The sequence below is a fragment of the Pseudomonas sp. 2995-1 genome (assembly GCF_002742505.1).
Classification (GTDB): domain Bacteria; phylum Pseudomonadota; class Gammaproteobacteria; order Pseudomonadales; family Pseudomonadaceae; genus Aquipseudomonas; species Aquipseudomonas sivasensis.
This window is the reverse complement of sequence record NZ_LJSA01000580.1, coordinates 45,900-64,259: the sequence shown is the minus strand read 5'-3', so window position 1 is coordinate 64,259 and position 18,360 is coordinate 45,900. Positions and strand designations below refer to the sequence as shown.

Genomic DNA, 18,360 nt, shown 5'->3' with positions numbered 1-18,360 from the left:
TTTAACTTTACGCATTCACGATCAACACATTGCCGGACTGGAATCCACTCAACTGTGGGAGGGGGCTTGCTCCCGATAGCAGTGTGTCAGTCAAATCTGATCCAACTGAACCGCCCCCTCCCACAGTTTTTACCGAGTTATGCCTGTTCCAGCTGTGCGAGGCGCTCTTCCAGCGCTGCGATCCGCGCTTCCAGCTCTTCAATACGCTCCACAGACACTCCAGCCCCGCGCTCCACAGGATTCCCTCGCGCCGCGATGATTACCTCGATATCCGCCGGATCCCCAAGCGCATGGGTATACCGATCTTCCCGCTGCCCCGCCTGACGCGGCACCAGCAGCGCCAACCCGCGTGCAATCAGGCGTTCCAGTTGGTGCACCACCTGCTCGGCATCTTCGAAATCATGCATGCGTCCGCTGCGGGTCAGTAGTTCATTGACGGTCTGCGGGCCACGTAAAAACAGCAGCCCGATCAGGATCACCTGCGCCGGTACCAGCTCCAGTGCCTTGTCCACACGGTGTTCCCAACGGTCTGCGCGGCTGCCCATCACCAGGCGGGTAAAGCCTTGGCCTTCCAGTACGCGCAGGCTTTGCCCGACTTGGCCTTGGCTGAGGTTTGTCACTGGTTCACGGCTGGTCTTCTGGTTGCAGGCCAGCACCAGGGCGTTGAGGGTCAGGGGGTAGGTCTCCGGGTTGGTGGCCTGTTTTTCGATCAGGCAGCCCAGAATGCGGATTTCCGTGCTGTTCAGGCGCGGCTCAGGGGTGTCGGTGTCGTGCTCGGCGGTCATCGCGCGTTCCCTATGCAGTGGAGGCCACTAGCGTAATCCTGAAAAAATAAAAGACAAGCGCCGGGCATGGCTATAATCGCCGCTGGTTCCAACCCTGCCATTACCGATGAGACTGTCATGACTATTTCCCTGTACGCCGCATCCATCCCAGTCTTCAAGCAAATGCTTAACGCCCTCAGCGATGTGCTGAACAAGGCCGAAGCCCACGCTACTGCCAAGAACATCGAACCCAACGCTCTGTTGCAAGCGCGTCTGTTCCCGGACATGTTCGCACTGGTGCGCCAGGTGCAGATCGCCGTCGACTTCGCCAAAGGCGTTTCTGCGCGCCTGGCCGAGATCGAAGTGCCTAAATACGAAGACAGCGAAGTGACCTTCGCCGACCTGCAAGCGCTGATCGCCAAGGTCCTGGCGTTTGTCGACACCATCAAGCCTGAGCAAGTCGACGGCAAAGAAGGTATCGAGATCATCACCCGCCCAGGCACCCCGAAAGAGAAGCGCTTCAGCGGCCAGTCCTACCTGCTGACCTACGGCCTGCCGCAGTTCTTCTTCCACGTCACCACCGCTTACGCCTTGCTGCGCCATAACGGCGTTGAAGTGGGCAAGCGTGACTACATGGGCGCGTTCTAAGCTTTCATAAAAAAACCGGGGCAGTTCCCTCTGGAATCGCCCCGGTTTTTTTGTGCGCGAACGTTAAGCTGGTTGCTCTTCCTTGCCCAGGCACGCAGCGGCGGTGAACAGCACATCGGTGGAGGAGTTGAGCGCAGTTTCCGCCGAATCCTGCAGCACACCGATGATGAAGCCGACGGCCACCACCTGCATGGCGATTTCACTCGGAATACCGAACAGGCTGCACGCCAGCGGGATCAGCAACAGCGAACCCCCGGCCACGCCTGATGCGCCGCACGCACACACGGCCGCGACCACGCTAAGCAGCACGGCGGTCGGCAGGTCGACGTTGATGCCCAGGGTATGCACGGCGGCCAGGGTCAGCACGGTGATGGTGATCGCGGCGCCGGCCATGTTGATGGTGGCACCCAGCGGGATCGACACTGAATAGGTGTCTTCATGCAAGCCCAGGCGTTTGCTCAACGCCAGGTTTACCGGAATGTTCGCTGCGGAGCTGCGGGTGAAGAACGCGGTGATGCCGCTCTCGCGCAGGCACATCAACACCAGCGGATAGGGGTTGCGGCGCAGCTTCCAGAACACGATAGCCGGGTTGACCACCAAGGCCACGAACAGCATGCAGCCGATCAACACCAGCAGCAGGTGCGCGTAGCCGAGCAGGGCGCCGAAACCGGAAGTGGCAAGGGTCGAGGCGACCAGGCCGAAAATACCCAGGGGGGCGAAGCGGATAACTACGCGCACGATCAGGGTCACGCCGTTGGAGAGGTCGTCGAGCACGGTGCGGGTGGTTTCGCCCGCATGGCGAATGGCGATGCCCATGCCGATCGCCCAGGCCAGGATGCCGATGAAGTTGGCGTTCATCAGCGCGCTGATCGGGTTGTCCACGACGCTGAGCAGCAGGCTTTGCAGCACCTCGTCGATACCGCCGGGAGCGCTGACGGCGGCGTCATGGGTGACGAGCACCAACGGCGAGGGAAACCACATGCTTGCAATCACCGCCACCACGGCGGCGGCGAATGTGCCCAGCAAATACAGGAACAGAATCGGCTTGATATGGGTTTCCTGGCCGTGTTTATGGTTGGCTATCGAGGCCATCACCAGCACAAACACCAATATCGGCGCGACTGCCTTGAGCGCGGCGACAAACACTTTGCCGATAAATCCGGTGGCTCTGGCGGCTTCAGGCAACAGCAATGCCAGCAGAATGCCGGCGATCAAACCGATGACGATTTGCGTGACCAGGCTGACGCGTGTCAGCCGTTGGAGGAGGGAAGGGGCAGGAGTCATAAACAGTTGTCTCTAGTTTTTTTAGTAGGGCGCAGCATTGCAGGCGAAAGCGCTGTAGGAAGCAGGCGGCGAGTCTAGCATGCTGTAGGACATGTCCCGTTTAGTGCGGCATTCCGTCACCCACGGCGGCGAGCCTTGTTCAACTCCGGACATACTCTGTTAAGATTCGCCCCTCTCAACTTTCCTATCCGTCAGCGGGCCCTCCGGGCTGTCGTTGATGTCGTTGTTTCTGGAGTTTTCATGCTGTTTCCCATCCTGCTGCTGTCGGCCGCCGGCTTTACCGTGCTGACCACAGAATTCATCATCGTCGGCCTGTTGCCGTCGATTGCCCGGGACCTGAATGTCAGCGTGTCCCAGGCAGGGCTGCTGGTGACGCTGTTCGCGTTTACCGTAGCGGCGTTCGGGCCGTTCCTAACGGCGTACTGCGCTCGTTTCCCGCGCAAGCGCCTGTTTATCACCATCCTGATCATGTTCGCGGCAGCCAACACCGTGGCCGCGCTGGCGCCGAATATCTGGGTAATGGCCGTGGCGCGTCTGATTCCGGCCCTGGGCTTGCCGGTGTTCTGGGCCTTGGCCAGCGAAACGGCGGTGGACATCGTCGGCCCGGAATACGCCGGGCGTGCCATTGAAAAGATCGGCTTCGGCATTGTCTGCGCCACGGTATTTGGCATCCCGGTGGGCACGCTGATTTCCGATATGTTCGGCTGGCGTACCGCGTTCGCCATCCTGGCTGTGGTGGCGTTGGCCAAGGCTTTGCTGCTGTTTATCTACTTGCCAGTGACGAAACCGAAAAACGACGAAGTGACACTGCGCTCGCAGTTCAAGATCCTGCGCAACCCCTTGATGCAGGGTCATATCCTGCTGTCGATCCTGGTGTTCAGCGGCATGTTCACGGCTTATACCTACCTGGCGGACATCCTTGAACGCCTGGCCGGTTTCGACGGGACACTGGTGGGCTGGTGCCTGATGGGCTTTGGTGCTGTCGGGCTGATTGGCAACTCTTTGGGCGGCCGCGCTGTGGATCGCCACCCGTTGATCGCGTCCATGGTGTTCTGCGGTTTCATGATCGCCGGCATGGTTGCATTGGTGCCGGCGATTCACTCCACCGTCGGCCTGGCGGCAGCGATGGCGGTGTGGGGCGTGACCCAAGCGGCGATGTTCCTGGTCAGCCATGTGCGACTGATGAAGGCCGCGCCCCATGCGCCGGCGTTCGCCGCGTCGCTCAACATTGCCGGGGCCAACCTGGGGATTGGCTTGGGGGCGTTGGTCGGCGGGCACGTCATCGACACCTTTGGCCTGGGCAGTCTGGGCTTTGCGGCGTCCGGGTTTATCCTGGTGTCGATCCTGCTGGCGCTGTGGCTGATGACCGCCAAACAGCCGGTCGCGTCCGGGGCCTGAGTCTTCAGGGCAGGGCGGTGAACAGCTCGCGCCTTGCCCCTTCGGTAATCGCCACGATGCCGGGGTGCTTGACCTTGCGTTCCACCGAGATCGCGTAGAACGACTCGGTGACCGCATCGGTCTGACCGATCAGCGCCACGCCGTACTGGCGCACCACCTCCTCGGCGATCACGCTGGGAGCGATAAAAATCCCGCTGCCGGATTGGCCAAACGCCTGCATCAGGGCGCTGTCATCGAACTCGCCGATGATCTTCGGCTGGATCTGCTGCTCGGCGAACCAGCGTTGCAAGCGGCTGCGCACTACCGTCTCCGCGCCTGGAATCAATAGCGGCGCGCCGTGCAAGCACTGTGGGAAATCGCCGCCATGTTGGTCGGCCAATGCCTGAGTGGCAAAAAAGCTGATGCCACATTCCCCCAATTTCTGGCTGTAGCCCTTGATGTCGAGGTGCGACGGCATCGGGCTGTCGGAGATCACCAGGTCCAGGCGCTGGATCGCCAGGTCGGCCAACAGGCGTTCGAGTTTGTCTTCGCGGCAGGTGATGCGCAGCGGCTCGCTCAGCTCCATGGTCGGTGCGATCAGACGGTAGACGATGGACTTGGGCACCACATCCGCCACACCGACTCGGAACACAATCTGCTGTTGATCGGGTTGCGCGCGCAGCATTGCTTCCAATTCATTGCCGGTCTGGAACATGTGCTCGGCATAGGGCAGAGCCTGGCGCCCGGCTTCGGTCAGCTCCAACTGGCGGCCGACTCGTTGAAACAGCGCGATACCGAAGGTTTGCTCCAGCAGGCTGATCTGCCCGCTGATGGTCTGGGGCGTGAGGTTCAGTTGCTCACAGGCGCGCACAATGCTGCCGGTTTTGGCCACGACCCAGAAGTAGTGCAATTGTCGGTAGTTGAGCATGGCAGCCATCACTTCGTAAAAACCGAAGTATATGCTAGAAAAATACGAATTTTACTGAAGTGTTCGCGTGCATAGAATGCCTCGCTATCGCGGGGCCACTATTTGGACCCAATGGTTCTAACGAGGAATACATGATGAAGCTCAATTCCCTGGGCGCGGCATCGTTGCTTGCGCTTACCTTGGTAATGATCAGTGGTTGCGATCAGGTCGAGAAAAGTGCTCAGCAGGTCTTGGGCAAGGCCACCGAGTCGGCCAAGCAAGCCATCGATGACACCCACAAGGCTGCCGAGCAGGCATTGAGTGAAGCGACACAAGGCCTTATCAGTCCGCAAAAAAAGGACGATCAGGAAGAAAACGAGTCTGACTCGAACAGTAAAGAAGCTTAATTTCCCGGCACAACCTCAGGACTGACCTATGGATTACCTTTTACAACTGGCCGCCAGCCCCACCGCCTGGGTTGCACTGGCCACCCTGATCGTCATGGAAATCGTGCTGGGCATCGATAACCTGATCTTTATTTCGATCCTCACCAACAAATTACCCGAGCAGCACCGGGCCAAGGCACGGCGCATCGGTATCAGCATGGCGCTGATATTGCGCCTGGGCCTGTTGAGCACTATCGCGTTTATCGTGCAGTTGACGGCACCGGTGTTCGAAGTACTCGGCCAGGCGTTTTCGTGGAAGGACATGATCCTGATCGCCGGGGGTCTGTTCCTGGTGTGGAAGGCTACCACCGAGATCCATCACAGTATGGACCCGGAGCCTGAAGAGAAAGCGTCGGTTGGCAACACCGTGGCCATTGGCTTCGCCGCGGCGATCGGGCAGATCCTGCTGCTCGACCTGGTGTTCTCCATCGACAGCATCATTACCGCCGTGGGCATGACCGAGCACTTGCCGATCATGATCATTGCTGTGGTGACCTCGGTGATCGTGATGCTGGTGGCGGCTGAGCCGTTGGCCAAATTCATCAACGACAACCCGACCGTGGTGATGCTGGCCCTGGGCTTCCTGATCATGATCGGCATGACGCTGATCGCCGAAGGCTTCGGCGCCCATGTGCCTAAAGGCTACGTGTACGCAGCCATGGCCTTCTCGGCGGCCATCGAATGTTTGAACATCGCACGACGCAACCGTCACAAGCGTTTGCTCGCTGCCCGCCAGTAATCGCTGAAACCTGAAAGCCGGCTGTGCTCGCAAGCGCCCAGCCGGCTTTTTGCTGTCTGGTAGACTCCCCCCACTTGTTACTTTGAGGTCCACCATGAACCAGCCGATTCGCCTTACCCAGTACAGTCACGGCGCGGGTTGCGGTTGCAAGATCTCGCCCCAGGTATTGGAAGTTATCCTTGCCGGCAGCGGCGCACAGAACCTCGACCCCAACCTGTGGGTCGGCAATGCCTCGCGGGACGATGCGGCGGTGTATGCCATCGACGACGAGCGTGGTGTGGTCTCCACCACGGACTTTTTCATGCCGATTGTCGATGATCCCTTCGACTTCGGCCGCATAGCCGCTACCAATGCTATTAGCGACATCTACGCCATGGGCGGCGACCCGTTGATGGCCATCGCCATTCTCGGCTGGCCGGTTAACGTGCTGGCGCCGGAGATTGCCCGGGAAGTGATTCGCGGTGGCCGTTCGGTGTGCGACGCCGCCGGTATCCCCCTGGCAGGCGGCCACTCCATCGACGCGCCGGAGCCGATCTTCGGCCTGGCCGTGACCGGCATCGTGCAAAAGCGCCATATGAAGCGCAACGACACCGCCACTGCTGGCTGCCAGCTGTACCTGACCAAGCCCTTAGGCATCGGCATCCTCACCACTGCCGAAAAGAAGGGCAAGCTGCGCGAGGCTGACATCGGCCTGGCCCGCGACTGGATGTGCACCCTCAACAAGCCCGGTAGCCGTTTCGGCAAGCTGGCCGGCGTGACAGCCATGACCGACGTCACCGGTTTTGGCCTGTTGGGCCATCTGGTGGAAATGGCTGACGGCAGTGGCCTGACTGCACGCATCGAATATGAAAAAGTCCCACGCCTGCCCGGGGTCGAGTACTACTTGGACCAGGGTTGCGTACCCGGCGGCACCTTGCGCAACTTTGACAGCTACGCCAGTAAAATCGGGCGCGTGCAGGAGTTGCACAAACGCGTGCTATGCGACCCGCAGACCAGTGGCGGGCTGTTGATCGCCGTCACCCTCGAAGGTGATGCCGAGTTCCACGCTGTGGCGAAGGAACTGGGCCTGAGCCTGGAGCCGATCGGCGCACTGGTTGAGCGACAGACCAACGCGGTAGAGGTGTTTTGATGGCAACTGACATCACCGATTACCGCGACATTTTCCTCAACGACCGGCCGATGATGGATACGCGCGCGCCGGTGGAGTTCATCAAGGGCGCGTTCCCCGGCGTGGTCAACCTGCCGCTGATGAACGATGACGAGCGCCAGCGCGTCGGCACTTGCTATAAGCAGCAAGGGCAGCAGGCGGCAATCGTCCTTGGGCACCAGTTGGTCAGCGGCAAGGTGCTTGAAGAGCGCCTGGCACGTTGGACCGAGTTTGCCCAGGCCAACCCGGACGGTTACCTGTATTGCTTTCGTGGCGGCCTGCGTTCGCAATTGGTGAAACAGGTGCTCAAGGACGAGTCGGGTATCGACTATCCGCGGATCGGCGGTGGCTACAAGGCCATGCGCACGTTTCTGTTGGAGACCGTGGACCAGGCGGTCGAACAGTGTGATTTCGTGCTGTTGGGCGGCCTGACCGGCAGCGGAAAGACCGAGGTCATCAATCAGTTGAACAATGGCCTGGACCTGGAAGGCCACGCCAATCACCGTGGTTCCAGCTTCGGCAAGCGCGCGAGCGGCCAGCCGTCCAACATCGACTTCGAAAACCGCCTGGCAGTGGACGTTCTGAAAAAACGCGCACGTGGCATCGAACAGTTTGTGCTTGAGGACGAAAGCCGCATGATCGGCAGCTGCGCCTTGCCGCTGAACCTGCACCGGGGCATGCAGGTGTATCCAATGGTGTGGCTGGAAGAAAGCCTGGAAAACCGTGTAGAGCGGGTATTACGCGAGTACGTGACCGATCTGTGTGCGCAGTTCTCCGTAGCGTTTGGCGAAGCGGGTTTCGAGCGGTTTGCCGAGCGGCTGACCCAGAGCCTGGCCAATATCCACAAGCGTCTGGGGGGCGAGCGCTATCAGCGTTTGCACGCGCTGATGCAAGCGGCCCTGGCTGAACAGGCCCGCAGCGGTAGCGTGGATTTGCATCGGGGTTGGATCGTGGGGTTGCGTGAGTACTACGACCCTATGTACGCGTTTCAACGTGAGAAGAAAGGTGCACGGATCGAGTTTGCCGGGGAGCAGGCAGCGGTGGTGGAATACTTGCGCGAGCGTGGGGCTCGCTCGCGCAACCGCCATCAGCCTAACCACATAACTAAAGAATGACCGCCCCGATCAGCCCACACACCACTCCCACCAGCATGGTCAACCCGGCCACCGTCACCAGCACCCGCGCATCGAAATCCTTACGCAGCATCAACAGCGACGGGAGGCTTACGCTCGGCAGGGTCATCAGCAAGGCCACGGCCGGGCCGGTGCCCATGCCCAGGGCCATCATGGTTTGTACGATGGGGATTTCAGCCGCTGTAGGAATCACAAACAACGTGCCGACAATCGCCAGCGGCACCAGCCATACCAGGCTGTTGGCCATGGCGCCGTCCACATGGGGGAACAGCCATACACGCGCAGCACCCAGGATCAGCACCGCCAGGATGTAGATGGGGATTGTGTTCCAGAACAGCTGCCACAGGGTGCGCAACCAGCGGCTCAGGAAAGGTTGCGCCTCGATGGTGCTGACGTCGGCGACAGCGTCCAACGCCGCTTCAGGCATCTGGTCCGGGCGAGCAATGCGCTGCGCCACCAACGACACGCCCACCACCAGCACAATTCCCGCCACCAACCGCAACGCGGTAAATCCCCAGCCGAGCACAAAGCCCATGAACACCAGGGTGGCAGGATTGAGCACCGGGTTAGCAATCCAGAAAGCGAGCGCCGCGCCCACCGACACCTGCTGGCGCCGCATGCCCGCCGCCACCGGCGCCGCGCAGCAACTGCACATCATCCCCGGCAAGGCGAATAACCCGCCGAGCACGGTCGAACCGAGGCCGGCGCGGCCGAACAGGCGCAGCAGCCAGTCACGGGGGATCAGCACTTGCAGCAGCGAGCCCAGGATCACCGCCAGCACCGCGGCTTTCCAGATCGCCAGGAAATACACCTGGGCATAGGCCAGCGCTGCCGCCAGGGGCGAGCTTTGTTGATCGTTGAGAATCGAGGCGCCGATGCTGTGATTGTCGGCCGCTACAAATGCCTTGAAGTAGTAGGGCGACCACTTCACGTAATAGAGGCCTATGCAGGCCACCAAGAGGAACAGCGCTGGTTTCCACCAGAACGACCAGCCCCGTACGGGCTGGGTGGAGGAGAGTTTAGACATGCTGATGATCCGCCGGTGAGTCAATAGCGACGCATCATACGCTGTCAGCTATCGGCACTCACCTGTGTCGGTTCCGGGCAGGTTTCATCGCCGTCGTTCAAGCCCTGCTTGTAGTTGCGGCTCAGCAGCGAGGCCTTGCCGTTGTGCCAGGTCAGCGTCAGTACATACAGCGTGTCGTAGTCACTGCCCGACCAATCGTCGGTAATTGTGTGTTTTTCGCCGGACGCTTCACTCGCCACCTTATTGATCAACTCCGGCAGGTAACCGTGGGACCAGGCGGTGTAGATGGTGGCGTTGTGGTATTTGTCTTCGACCAGCTCATCGGCGAGGTCGCTGGTGTCATTCGCCGAGAATTTGATATTCACCGGCAGGCCCAACTTGATGGCGCTGGGGCTGATGGTCATCAGTGGGCGGATGTAGCTGTAGGAATTGTCCAGCTCACCTTCCTCGACATTGCGCGTCGGGTTGGCAGCAAACACAAAGTTGGCCTTGCCGAATTTTTCCGGCAGCAGGGTGGCCAGGTTCATCGCGCGGTTCAGGCCCTGGCAATTGAGCTGGCCGAGTCCGCCGGCGGGTTTTTCGCCGTGGCGCAGGAACACCAGGGTTTGCACACCGTCCACCGGTTGGGCGCGGCTTTCACGGGCATCGAGGGCTGCAACCATGGCGCCGCTGACCAGCAGCAGCGGCAACATGACATACGAATAGTGTTTGAGTCGTTGCACAAGGCGCAGAGGCTTGATCTTCATTATAGGTTCGAGTCTTCGTGCGTCACGTTAAGGCGGACAAGCCTGGCCCCAATGACGCCGGTGGCGTCCTGCGGTATTCCGTGTCGTTATAGCGAGGCGCCTCCATTCACCGTTTAAGCGCACTTATGAGTGCCGGCAGGCGTATTGGTTCGCCTGCGCGGGATAATAGCCCGCTAATGTTGCGCATTGATGACCCATGCAGGACACCGGGGAGATGTCTATCATGGGGACTTTCTGCCTAGCCAGGGATTTCCTGATGAACCCACTTGCCGCATTCCCAATCAATAGCAAATGGCCTGCCCAGCACCCCGAGCGCTTGCAACTGTACTCGTTGCCCACGCCCAACGGGGTAAAAGTCTCGATCATGCTCGAAGAACTGGGCCTGCCTTACGAGGCGCACAAGGTCAGTTTCGAGACCCAGGACCAGTTGTCCCCCGAGTTCCTGTCCCTGAACCCCAATAACAAAATCCCCGCGATCATCGACCCCGACGGCCCGGCTGGCCAGCCGTTGGCGCTGTTTGAATCCGGCGCGATATTGATTTACCTGGCAGAAAAAACCAGCCAGTTGCTCTCCGAAGATCCTGCGACACGCTATGAAACGATTCAATGGCTGATGTTCCAGATGGGCGGCATCGGCCCGATGTTCGGCCAGTTGGGCTTTTTCAACAAATTCGCCGGCAAGGCCTACGAAGACAAGCGACCCCGCGACCGCTACGCCGCCGAATCCCGCCGCCTGCTCGAAGTCCTGGAAAAACGCCTGCTCGGTCGCACCTGGATCATGGGCGATGACTACAGCATCGCCGACATTGCTACCTTCCCATGGATTCGCAATCTGATCGGCTTTTATGAATCGGGCGATATCGTGGGCATCGCCGACTTCCCTAACGTACTGCGCGCGCTGGACGGTTTTGTTGCCCGCCCGGCAGTGATCCGTGGCCTAAATATTCCGAGCTGAAGCATGCCGACTTTCGATTTCAAACAACTGGATGTGTTCAGCCGCGTGTCGCTCAAGGGCAACCCGCTGGCGGTGGTTTTGGGGGCCGACAGCCTCAGCGATCAACAGATGGCGGACTTCGCTAAATGGACCAACCTCAGTGAAACCACGTTTTTACTCACACCGCGCGATCCTCGTGCTGACTACCGAGTGAGAATTTTCACCACTGTGCATGAGCTGCCGTTTGCCGGGCATCCGACGCTGGGCAGTTGCCACGCGTGGTTGACGGCGGGCGGGGTGCCCAAAGGTGAAGAGATCATCCAGGAGTGTGAAATCGGCCTGGTGCGAATCCGTCGTCAAGGTGATGAACTGGCGTTTATCGCGCCGCCGTTGTTGCGTTCGGGGCCGCTGGAGGAAGACCTGCTGGAGCGTATTCGCCTGGGGTTGGGCCTGGAGCCGGGCTGCATCCTACGCAGCCAGTGGGTCGACAATGGGGCGGGGTGGCTCGCCGTGATGTTGGTGGATCGTGATCAAGTCCTGGCTTTGCAGCCGGATTATTCACAGCTGAAAGGGCTGGCCGTAGGCGTGATTGCCCCCTGTAACCCTGAACAAGACGACGTGGATACCCAATTTGAAGTGCGTGGCTTTGTCGCAGGCGACGGCGCGCCGGAGGATCCGGCCACGGGCAGCCTGAATGCAGGCGTTGCCCAATGGTTGCTGGGTGAAGGCCTGGCGCCGGAGCGCTACGTGGTCAGTCAAGGCACAGCCATGGGGCGCGCGGGGCGTATAAGCGTCGAACGCCAGGGCGATGAAATCTGGATCGGCGGCGCTGTTGCGGTGTGCATCGAAGGGCGTCTACAGCTCTAGATCAATACATTATTACGAGCGTCGCAATACACTGTTGGCCCCTTGGTATTTGTGCTGCCGGGGCCTGGGGGCATAAGCTTTCGCCCCAAAGTTTTAGCCTTTATGTCAGGAAAACCATGACCAGCCAGTTCCCCCAAGCCCGCCCACGCCGCCTGCGCCGCTCTCCGGAGCTGCGTGGTTTGTTCCAGGAAACCGAGTTCACCCTCAACGACCTGGTGCTGCCGATTTTCGTTGAAGAAGAAATCGACGACTTCGTGCCAATCACCAGCATGCCGGGTGTGCAGCGCATCCCTGAGAAAAAGCTCGCTGCCGAGATCGAGCGCTATGCCCGTGCCGGTATCAAGTCGGTGATGACCTTTGGCGTGTCTCACCACCTGGACGCCAACGGCAGCGATACCTGGAAAGAACGTGGTCTGGTCTCGCGCATGTCCTCGATCATCAAGGACGCCGTGCCGGAAATGATCGTAATGTCCGACACCTGCTTCTGCGAATACACCGACCACGGCCACTGCGGCGTGATGCACGGCGCCCATGTCGATAATGACGCGACCCTGATCAATCTCGGCAAACAAGCCGTAGCCGCCGCCCGCGCCGGCGCCGACGTGATCGCCCCGTCGGCCGCCATGGACGGCCAGGTCCAGGCCATCCGCCGCGCGCTGGATGACGCCGGTTTCATCCATATTCCGATCATGGCCTACTCCACCAAATTCGCCTCGGCCCTCTACGGCCCATTCCGCGAAGCCGGCGGCAGCGCCCTCAAAGGCGACCGAAAGAGCTACCAGATGAACCCCATGAACCGCCGCGAAGCCGTGCGCGAATCGCTGCTCGACGAACAGGAAGGCGCTGACGCTCTGATGGTCAAACCGGCCGGTGCCTACCTCGACATCATCCGCGACATCCGCGAAGCCTCACGTCTGCCGGTGGCGGCTTACCAGGTGAGCGGTGAGTACGCGATGATCAAGTTTGGTGCCCAGGCGGGTGCGATCGATGAGGATCGGGTGGTGCGTGAGACGTTGGGTTCGATCAAGCGCGCGGGTGCGGATTTGATCTTTACTTACTTTGCGATGGACTTGGCGTTGGCTGGGATCTGAGGGCGGCGTTTAACACTGTGGCGAGCGATATTGGTCGCTCGCCATGCCTACTAATAACGGTTGATTATCTTTTTGCTTCGCTCAAGGTTAAATAGACATGTTGTAGCCATAACATCCCATTTTTCCATTCGTGAGGATAATAGTAGTTACAACCTATGCCATAAAAAAGAAAATCTTGAATTTCCTGTTCGGACTGTTCAGCTAACATTAATTTATTGAGCTCTTGCTTTACGTTGGTTATTGTTTCTCTATCTGATTCAGATATAAAGCTCGCAATAACTTCATCTGCATTTTTATATTCATCTACCCAGTCTTGATGAAAGTAACCAGCTAGAAATTGTTGTAGTTCGGGGAAATCTTTATTCATGGGTTTGGATATCCAGTATGGATTCTGTAGCCGTCTGGCATCTTTTTGTCTCTGCGAATGATAAGGTAAATTTCTTTCCCAGGAACGGTTGTCAGAGAACCTCTTTTTAGGCTGGTGCCTACACCTTCTTTAACCTCTTGAGTAATGACAATTTGATTATCCTTTCCTCTGAGAAACTTGCTTATTTTTGCGTGGTTTTGGGCGAGCACTTTTGAAATTGCTGACTCAGCTGTTGCACGATCAGGGAAAGTAGACGCGGTAGGCACGTGAGGTTCTTGCTTCAATCGTTCAGCGAGTTGTTCATCCGTCCTGCCAACATGCTTTTGTATGAGGTGTCCGCCGGCCGCTTCGTGGGCGTCCAAGCCCCCACCAGGAACGATTACGCTATACGGGCCTTCAGGGCAGTTAGTGGTCTTACAACTCAACCCTAATGGATCCACCCACCCCGTAGGATTAGGCACGTACTGGTACGCGTTGATCCCCCCCGCCAACTTCACCGGATCCGGCGTCAGGTAACGACCAACATCCGGATTGTAGTAGCGATGCCGGTTGTAATGCAGTCCGCTTTCCTGATCAAAGTACTGACCCTGAAAGCGCAGCGGATTGTCTATTTTGCCTCTGTCGAGACGGCTGATCTGGCCGTAGGCGCGGTAGTGCGCGGACCAGACGATTTCGCCGTTCGGATCGGTCAGTTCCTGCGGTGTGCCGAGGTGGTCGAGTTGGTAGTGGTAGGGCTTGGTTTCCTCAGGACCCAAGCCTTCCAGCAGTGCCAACGGGCGGAAGCTGTCGGGTTCGTAGACATAGCTGCGGTGGCTATCCGTACGATGCTCGGCAATCAGCTTGTCGCCTTGCCAGAAAAACTCCGTGGTTAAACCGTCGACGGTTTTGCTGATACGTCGGCCGAACGGGTCGTAGCGGTAGCTGGCGGTTTGGCCGTTGGGCTGGGTAATGCCAATCAACCGGTGTTGGCAGTCGTAGCGGTATTCGGTGACCAGCGCGTGCCCACGGCCGCGCCGTTCGCGGATGAGGTTGCCGAAGGCGTCGTAGTCGTAATGCCGGTCGCCTTGGATCATCAGGCGGTTGCCGGCAACGATGTCGGGGCCGGGGCGGTCGTGCATGAGCAGGTTGCCGGCCGGGTTGTGGCCGAAGCGTTCCTGTAGGTCTTGGGAGTGATCGGCGCGGGTGAGGCGGCCTAGTGGGTCGTAGTGGTAGTGGTGTTCGCCTTTGCGGGTGTCGAGCAGGCGGGTGAGGTTGCCGGATCTGTCGTAGTCGTATTGGCGTTGGAGCAGGTGGTGTTCTTGCTGCGTTACGGCATGGGCATGCAGGCGGTGTTGGTCGTCGTAGTGGTAGTGGCTGAGCAGTTGGCCTTGTTGGCGTTGGTGTTCCTGGCCGGCTTTGAACAGGTGCGAGGTGAGGGTTTTGCCGTTGAGTTCGACGGTGGCGAGGTGGCCGCCTTTGCTGTGGTTGAAGGTGAGGCGGTTGTTGTCCGGCAGGCGCAGGTGTTGAAGTTGGCCGCAGGCGTCGTAGCCATAACGCAAGGTGCCCCAGCCTTGATGCTCGGCGGTGAGGCGGTTTTGCTGGTCGTACTCGTAGGCCAGCGCCCAGTGGCCGTCGTCGACGCTGAGGAGATTGCCTTGGCGGTCGTAGGCGTAATCGGTCTTGCTGCCGTCGGGTAGCGTTTTTCTTACGAGGCGGCCGGCGTAATCGCGTTCATAACGCGTGACGAGCTGACTGCCGTCGTCGCCGTGTTCGGTTTTTTCCTGCAGGTTGCCGTTGAGGTCGTAGACGTAGGCGGTGCGTTGCCCATCAAACCCGACTTCCTGCTGGATCAGGCCGTTGGGGTGGTAATCCAGCCGGTAGGTTTCGCCGACTTCGTTTTCAATTTCGGTCAGCAGTAGACGGACGTTGTCGTAGCGATAGTTGACCTGAGTGCCATCGGCGTTGATGCGACGGCTGATCAGGTGCAGGCCGTCGGCGTATTCGTAACGGGTAATGCGCCCCAATTCATCGCGTTCGGCGGTGATTTTTCCGTAGGGGTTGTAGCTGTATTCCCGAGTTGCGCCGCCGGGCAGGACAATACGAACCAATCGACCGACTGCATCCCACTGATACTGGGTCAGCGCGCCATGTTCATCCTCGCGGGCAATCTGCCGGCCCAGGTCGTCGTAGCGATAACGCTTGATCCCACCATTGGGCAGTTGCTCTTCAACCCGTTGGCCGCGTTCATTCCACACCAACCGCTGACAACTGTGATCGGGATGCCAAACGCCAATCAGTTGCCCGTATTTGTTGTAGCTGTAGTCGGTGATATGGCCGTCGGGATCGGTCCTACGGGTAACGTCGCCCTGGTCGTTACGCTCGTACTTCCAGACCGCTGAGCCACGCCTTACAACCCGTACGAAGCCATTGTCATGCTCGTAGGACGTTGGCTCATCGTCTCCAGGAAACAGCGCCACCAAACGTCCGGCATCGTCGTACTGATACGCCGTTACTGCACCGAGCGGATCCTGCTCGACCGTCAGTCGACCCTGGGCATCGTAGGATTTGAAATGCTTAGCGCCGTCCGGATCGATGCGCTGCACCAGCCGTGCGCGGTCGTCGTGGACGTAAATTTCCTGGCTATCATCGGCGTTGTGAACGACAACACTGCCGTCGTCCCCCCAGACATACCGCGTATCCATCTGCGAAAAACTGGCCCAATGCCGGACACATCGCGCCGCTTTGCCGGACCGTTCCCACGCCCAAAAGAAACTCGCCCCACCGGCCAGACCGCGCTCAAGAATCACGTGCTGATCGTCGTAGCGGTAAGCCTCGCTTTCGCCTACCGCATTGGTCGCCGAAACCAATCGGCCAATGTCGTCATAGGCGTAGGAAACAACACTCTGCTCCGTGATCCAGGCGTAAGGCTCAAGTCCCTTGGCCCGCTGAACCTGGTAGTCCACCGCCATGATGCGGCCCGACTCGTAACGCAAGAACAGCGAAGAACCCGCACCGTTATCCAGCCGTTCAATGCGCCCTGAAAAGTCCCGGGAAATCCGCAGCCGGTTGTCGTACGCATCACTGATCGAGACCAACGCCCCGTCGCGAAAGTGATAAAACTGCGACGCCTGGGCCAGCACCAACTCATCCGGCGACGCGCCTAAATAGATCGCTGCTTCGGCCAGGCTGTTGGTGATCGAGGGGCGAGCCACCGTTGGCAAGGGCAGGGTGGTCGAACGGTTTTCATGGTCCGTCCACGTCACGGAATCGCCCGACACAACAAGCCGATGCGCCAGCGAATGACTCCATCCAAACCCCAGCCCACAATCCACTTCCACCGCACTGGTGCGATACAACCGCGTCCACTCGAACGGCAAAATCCCGTCCAACGTGCCATCGGTGAGCGTGAGCAATTCCTCCCCGGTAACCATCGACACGGGGCAGCCGTTGGTTACCGTCTTATCCGAAGAAGCCGCTGCATCGCCCTTCGGATTCGTCGATACAGCAGGCACATCATCGACAGGCTCCTGCCTGACCAACGCCGTCTTCTGTGTCCTGTTACGAACCGCCGGCACCGGGTTGGAAATCAACTGATCCCCAGCCTTCAACGGTGCAACCGGCACCGCCTTGATCGGCGTCGCCGCACTGCTCAACAACAACGGCTTGAGCGCCTCGGCATGGGCATCCAGCTTCGGCCCCACAAGCTGCTTGGCCAGCAACTCCAATAACGCCCGCGCGCGGCCGGATTTGATCGAACTCAGCGTCTGCGCACCCACGCGTACCGCCACACCTGCGCCCGCCGTCGCCCACATCAGCAGCAGGTTGATCAGCACTTCACCGGTGATCTCGCCCAGTAATTCATACATGTCTGGCGGCGGTAGCAGACGTATCCAACTGACGATCGCCGAGACATAGATGAACAGCAGTGGCTCATCGCTCAGCACCAGCAAGCCCTTGGCAATCGCGTCTGCACCCTGTTTCAGCAGCTCATCAAGCTCGGCCTGGGAGAGGTAGTGCAGCAGCTTCTCGCTATTCGCTTTGAGATCGGCGAGCAGGTCATAGAGCTGGGTGATGTTGTCCCACAGGTTGTAGAGCGCATTGGCCATCCCGGTTGAAAATGCCACGCCCTGCATCGCGCTGCGTTCCAAGGGTGTGGCGTTGGCAAAGTCTTGCCATTGGGGTTGGAACGTCTCCGTCCACTCATCCCGCAGACGACCCTCCAACCCCGCAATCACCGTCTGATAAGACGCATACAGCGCCTTGACGTGATCCTTGGAAACGTTGGGATAGAAGGTGATTTGGTAGAGCTGATTGCGATCACACTCGGTGATTTCGAGGATGCCGCTGGGGCCGATGGTTCGATACAGCGGCAGACCCATTGGGCTGCCGTCCGCCGCGATGGCTTGCAGCATCACCGGCGTATTGCCGATAGGCACGAAGCGCGTGCTTTCGAACATATGCACCAAGGTCAACGAGCCTTGGGCACTGCACATCGCAACTGTTTTGCTCGGGGCTTTGGAAGAAACCGGCGCGACCAGCGCCACCTCGTCCCCTACCTTGAAGACCTGCTCGACTTCCAATGCCGAACCGCTCCAGAAGCTTTCGGCCCAGGTATCAAAGGTGTTCAGGCAATGACGGAAGTCCCCAAAGACGCGCTCAACATCCGGCGCCTCGGGATCCATGGGTGCCAGGACAAAGCTGGCAATGACGGGAATCAAAAGACAGCCCCATCAGTTGGGGCCTTAACGAAAAAAACCATCTGCAATCCCTCGCACTGTGTATTCAGGCGAGGGACTTTGCAGGCGTTTTCCGCAGCGGGGAGTAGCGCTTATCCGGCGCTTGCGTGGGAAGTTTCCGCGGCGTTTACACCCCTTCGGTCATACAGCAGGCAGGGACGCGAACCC

General features: G+C 59.4%; 16 protein-coding genes. 9 read left to right on the top strand and 7 right to left on the bottom strand.

Annotated features, from left to right (window positions below; all coding sequences use genetic code 11):
• Positions 1–137 precede the first annotated feature (137 nt).
• Positions 138–785 carry a YceH family protein gene (locus tag AOA61_RS28155; RefSeq protein ID WP_032886681.1) on the bottom strand — a complete coding sequence of 216 codons (648 nt, stop codon included), beginning with the start codon at positions 783–785 and terminating at the stop codon, positions 138–140.
• A gap of 117 nt (positions 786–902) precedes the next feature.
• On the opposite strand from AOA61_RS28155, the gene AOA61_RS28150 reads away from it, so the two are divergent.
• Positions 903–1,412 carry a DUF1993 family protein gene (locus tag AOA61_RS28150; protein WP_032886679.1) on the top strand — a complete coding sequence of 170 codons (510 nt, stop codon included), beginning with the start codon at positions 903–905 and terminating at the stop codon, positions 1,410–1,412.
• A 63-nt stretch (positions 1,413–1,475) separates the two neighbouring features.
• Here AOA61_RS28150 and sstT read toward each other — a convergent pair whose 3' ends face one another.
• A complete protein-coding gene (gene sstT, locus AOA61_RS28145; RefSeq protein ID WP_032886678.1) occupies positions 1,476–2,696 on the bottom strand; it encodes a serine/threonine transporter SstT in 1,221 nt (406 codons plus the stop codon).
• Between the two features lie 240 nt (positions 2,697–2,936).
• On the opposite strand from sstT, the gene AOA61_RS28140 reads away from it, so the two are divergent.
• The gene (locus tag AOA61_RS28140) at positions 2,937–4,094 is read left to right on the top strand and encodes an MFS transporter (protein ID WP_032886677.1); all 1,158 of its coding nucleotides are present in this window, start codon (positions 2,937–2,939) and stop codon (positions 4,092–4,094) included.
• Between the two features lie 4 nt (positions 4,095–4,098).
• On the opposite strand, the gene nhaR is transcribed toward AOA61_RS28140, so the two are convergent.
• On the bottom strand, positions 4,099–5,001 hold the full coding sequence (nhaR, locus tag AOA61_RS28135) for a transcriptional activator NhaR (protein ID WP_032886675.1): 903 nt from the start codon (positions 4,999–5,001) through the stop codon (positions 4,099–4,101).
• Between the two features lie 134 nt (positions 5,002–5,135).
• Here nhaR and AOA61_RS28130 point away from each other — a divergent pair, with 134 nt between their 5' ends.
• From AOA61_RS28130 to mnmH, 4 genes are all read left to right on the top strand, one after another.
• Positions 5,136–5,387 carry a hypothetical protein gene (locus AOA61_RS28130; protein WP_032886673.1) on the top strand — a complete coding sequence of 84 codons (252 nt, stop codon included), beginning with the start codon at positions 5,136–5,138 and terminating at the stop codon, positions 5,385–5,387.
• A 28-nt stretch (positions 5,388–5,415) separates the two neighbouring features.
• Positions 5,416–6,165 carry a TerC family protein gene (locus AOA61_RS28125; RefSeq protein WP_032886672.1) on the top strand — a complete coding sequence of 250 codons (750 nt, stop codon included), beginning with the start codon at positions 5,416–5,418 and terminating at the stop codon, positions 6,163–6,165.
• Between the two features lie 94 nt (positions 6,166–6,259).
• Positions 6,260–7,294, top strand: a complete 1,035-nt coding sequence (selD, locus tag AOA61_RS28120; RefSeq protein WP_095186453.1) for a selenide, water dikinase SelD — start codon at positions 6,260–6,262, stop codon at positions 7,292–7,294.
• Complete coding sequence (mnmH, locus tag AOA61_RS28115; RefSeq protein WP_099603186.1) at positions 7,294–8,427, top strand: tRNA 2-selenouridine(34) synthase MnmH; 1,134 nt, start codon at positions 7,294–7,296, stop codon at positions 8,425–8,427. The genes selD and mnmH overlap by 1 nt, the downstream gene beginning before the upstream one ends.
• Here the strand turns inward: mnmH and AOA61_RS28110 are convergent.
• Positions 8,417–9,472 (bottom strand): permease, encoded by a 1,056-nt coding sequence (locus AOA61_RS28110; protein WP_099603185.1) that lies wholly within the window; start codon positions 9,470–9,472, stop codon positions 8,417–8,419. The two genes, mnmH and AOA61_RS28110, sit on opposite strands and share 11 nt — an antisense overlap.
• 44 nt (positions 9,473–9,516) lie before the next feature.
• Positions 9,517–10,218 carry a hypothetical protein gene (locus AOA61_RS28105; protein WP_032886668.1) on the bottom strand — a complete coding sequence of 234 codons (702 nt, stop codon included), beginning with the start codon at positions 10,216–10,218 and terminating at the stop codon, positions 9,517–9,519.
• A gap of 256 nt (positions 10,219–10,474) precedes the next feature.
• On the opposite strand from AOA61_RS28105, the gene AOA61_RS28100 reads away from it, so the two are divergent.
• The 3 genes from AOA61_RS28100 (at position 10,475) to hemB (ending at position 13,110) form a co-directional block, all read left to right on the top strand.
• Entirely contained in the window at positions 10,475–11,173 is a 699-nt protein-coding gene (locus AOA61_RS28100) for a glutathione S-transferase N-terminal domain-containing protein (RefSeq protein ID WP_032886667.1), read from the top strand.
• A gap of 3 nt (positions 11,174–11,176) precedes the next feature.
• Entirely contained in the window at positions 11,177–12,019 is an 843-nt protein-coding gene (locus tag AOA61_RS28095) for a PhzF family phenazine biosynthesis protein (protein ID WP_099603184.1), read from the top strand.
• Positions 12,020–12,135: 116 nt separating this feature from the next.
• Complete coding sequence (hemB, locus tag AOA61_RS28090) at positions 12,136–13,110, top strand: porphobilinogen synthase (protein ID WP_099603183.1); 975 nt, start codon at positions 12,136–12,138, stop codon at positions 13,108–13,110.
• Positions 13,111–13,174: 64 nt separating this feature from the next.
• Here hemB and AOA61_RS28085 read toward each other — a convergent pair whose 3' ends face one another.
• Entirely contained in the window at positions 13,175–13,477 is a 303-nt protein-coding gene (locus tag AOA61_RS28085; protein WP_095186449.1) for a contact-dependent growth inhibition system immunity protein, read from the bottom strand.
• A complete protein-coding gene (locus AOA61_RS28080) occupies positions 13,474–18,138 on the bottom strand; it encodes an RNase A-like domain-containing protein (RefSeq protein WP_099603182.1) in 4,665 nt (1,554 codons plus the stop codon). The genes AOA61_RS28085 and AOA61_RS28080 overlap by 4 nt, the downstream gene beginning before the upstream one ends.
• Positions 18,139–18,360: the final 222 nt, after the last annotated feature.

Bases quoted from the DNA above. Each gene is read 5' to 3' on its own strand.
- AOA61_RS28155 (WP_032886681.1), bottom strand. From the start codon at position 785: ATGACCGCCGAGCACGACACCGACACCCCTGAGCCGCGCCTGAACAGC.
- AOA61_RS28150 (WP_032886679.1), top strand. From the start codon at position 903: ATGACTATTTCCCTGTACGCCGCATCCATCCCAGTCTTCAAGCAAATG.
- sstT (WP_032886678.1), bottom strand. From the start codon at position 2,696: ATGACTCCTGCCCCTTCCCTCCTCCAACGGCTGACACGCGTCAGCCTG.
- AOA61_RS28140 (WP_032886677.1), top strand. From the start codon at position 2,937: ATGCTGTTTCCCATCCTGCTGCTGTCGGCCGCCGGCTTTACCGTGCTG.
- nhaR (WP_032886675.1), bottom strand. From the start codon at position 5,001: ATGCTCAACTACCGACAATTGCACTACTTCTGGGTCGTGGCCAAAACC.
- AOA61_RS28130 (WP_032886673.1), top strand. From the start codon at position 5,136: ATGAAGCTCAATTCCCTGGGCGCGGCATCGTTGCTTGCGCTTACCTTG.
- AOA61_RS28125 (WP_032886672.1), top strand. From the start codon at position 5,416: ATGGATTACCTTTTACAACTGGCCGCCAGCCCCACCGCCTGGGTTGCA.
- selD (WP_095186453.1), top strand. From the start codon at position 6,260: ATGAACCAGCCGATTCGCCTTACCCAGTACAGTCACGGCGCGGGTTGC.
- mnmH (WP_099603186.1), top strand. From the start codon at position 7,294: ATGGCAACTGACATCACCGATTACCGCGACATTTTCCTCAACGACCGG.
- AOA61_RS28110 (WP_099603185.1), bottom strand. From the start codon at position 9,472: ATGTCTAAACTCTCCTCCACCCAGCCCGTACGGGGCTGGTCGTTCTGG.
- AOA61_RS28105 (WP_032886668.1), bottom strand. From the start codon at position 10,218: ATGAAGATCAAGCCTCTGCGCCTTGTGCAACGACTCAAACACTATTCG.
- AOA61_RS28100 (WP_032886667.1), top strand. From the start codon at position 10,475: ATGAACCCACTTGCCGCATTCCCAATCAATAGCAAATGGCCTGCCCAG.
- AOA61_RS28095 (WP_099603184.1), top strand. From the start codon at position 11,177: ATGCCGACTTTCGATTTCAAACAACTGGATGTGTTCAGCCGCGTGTCG.
- hemB (WP_099603183.1), top strand. From the start codon at position 12,136: ATGACCAGCCAGTTCCCCCAAGCCCGCCCACGCCGCCTGCGCCGCTCT.
- AOA61_RS28085 (WP_095186449.1), bottom strand. From the start codon at position 13,477: ATGAATAAAGATTTCCCCGAACTACAACAATTTCTAGCTGGTTACTTT.
- AOA61_RS28080 (WP_099603182.1), bottom strand. From the start codon at position 18,138: ATGGATCCCGAGGCGCCGGATGTTGAGCGCGTCTTTGGGGACTTCCGT.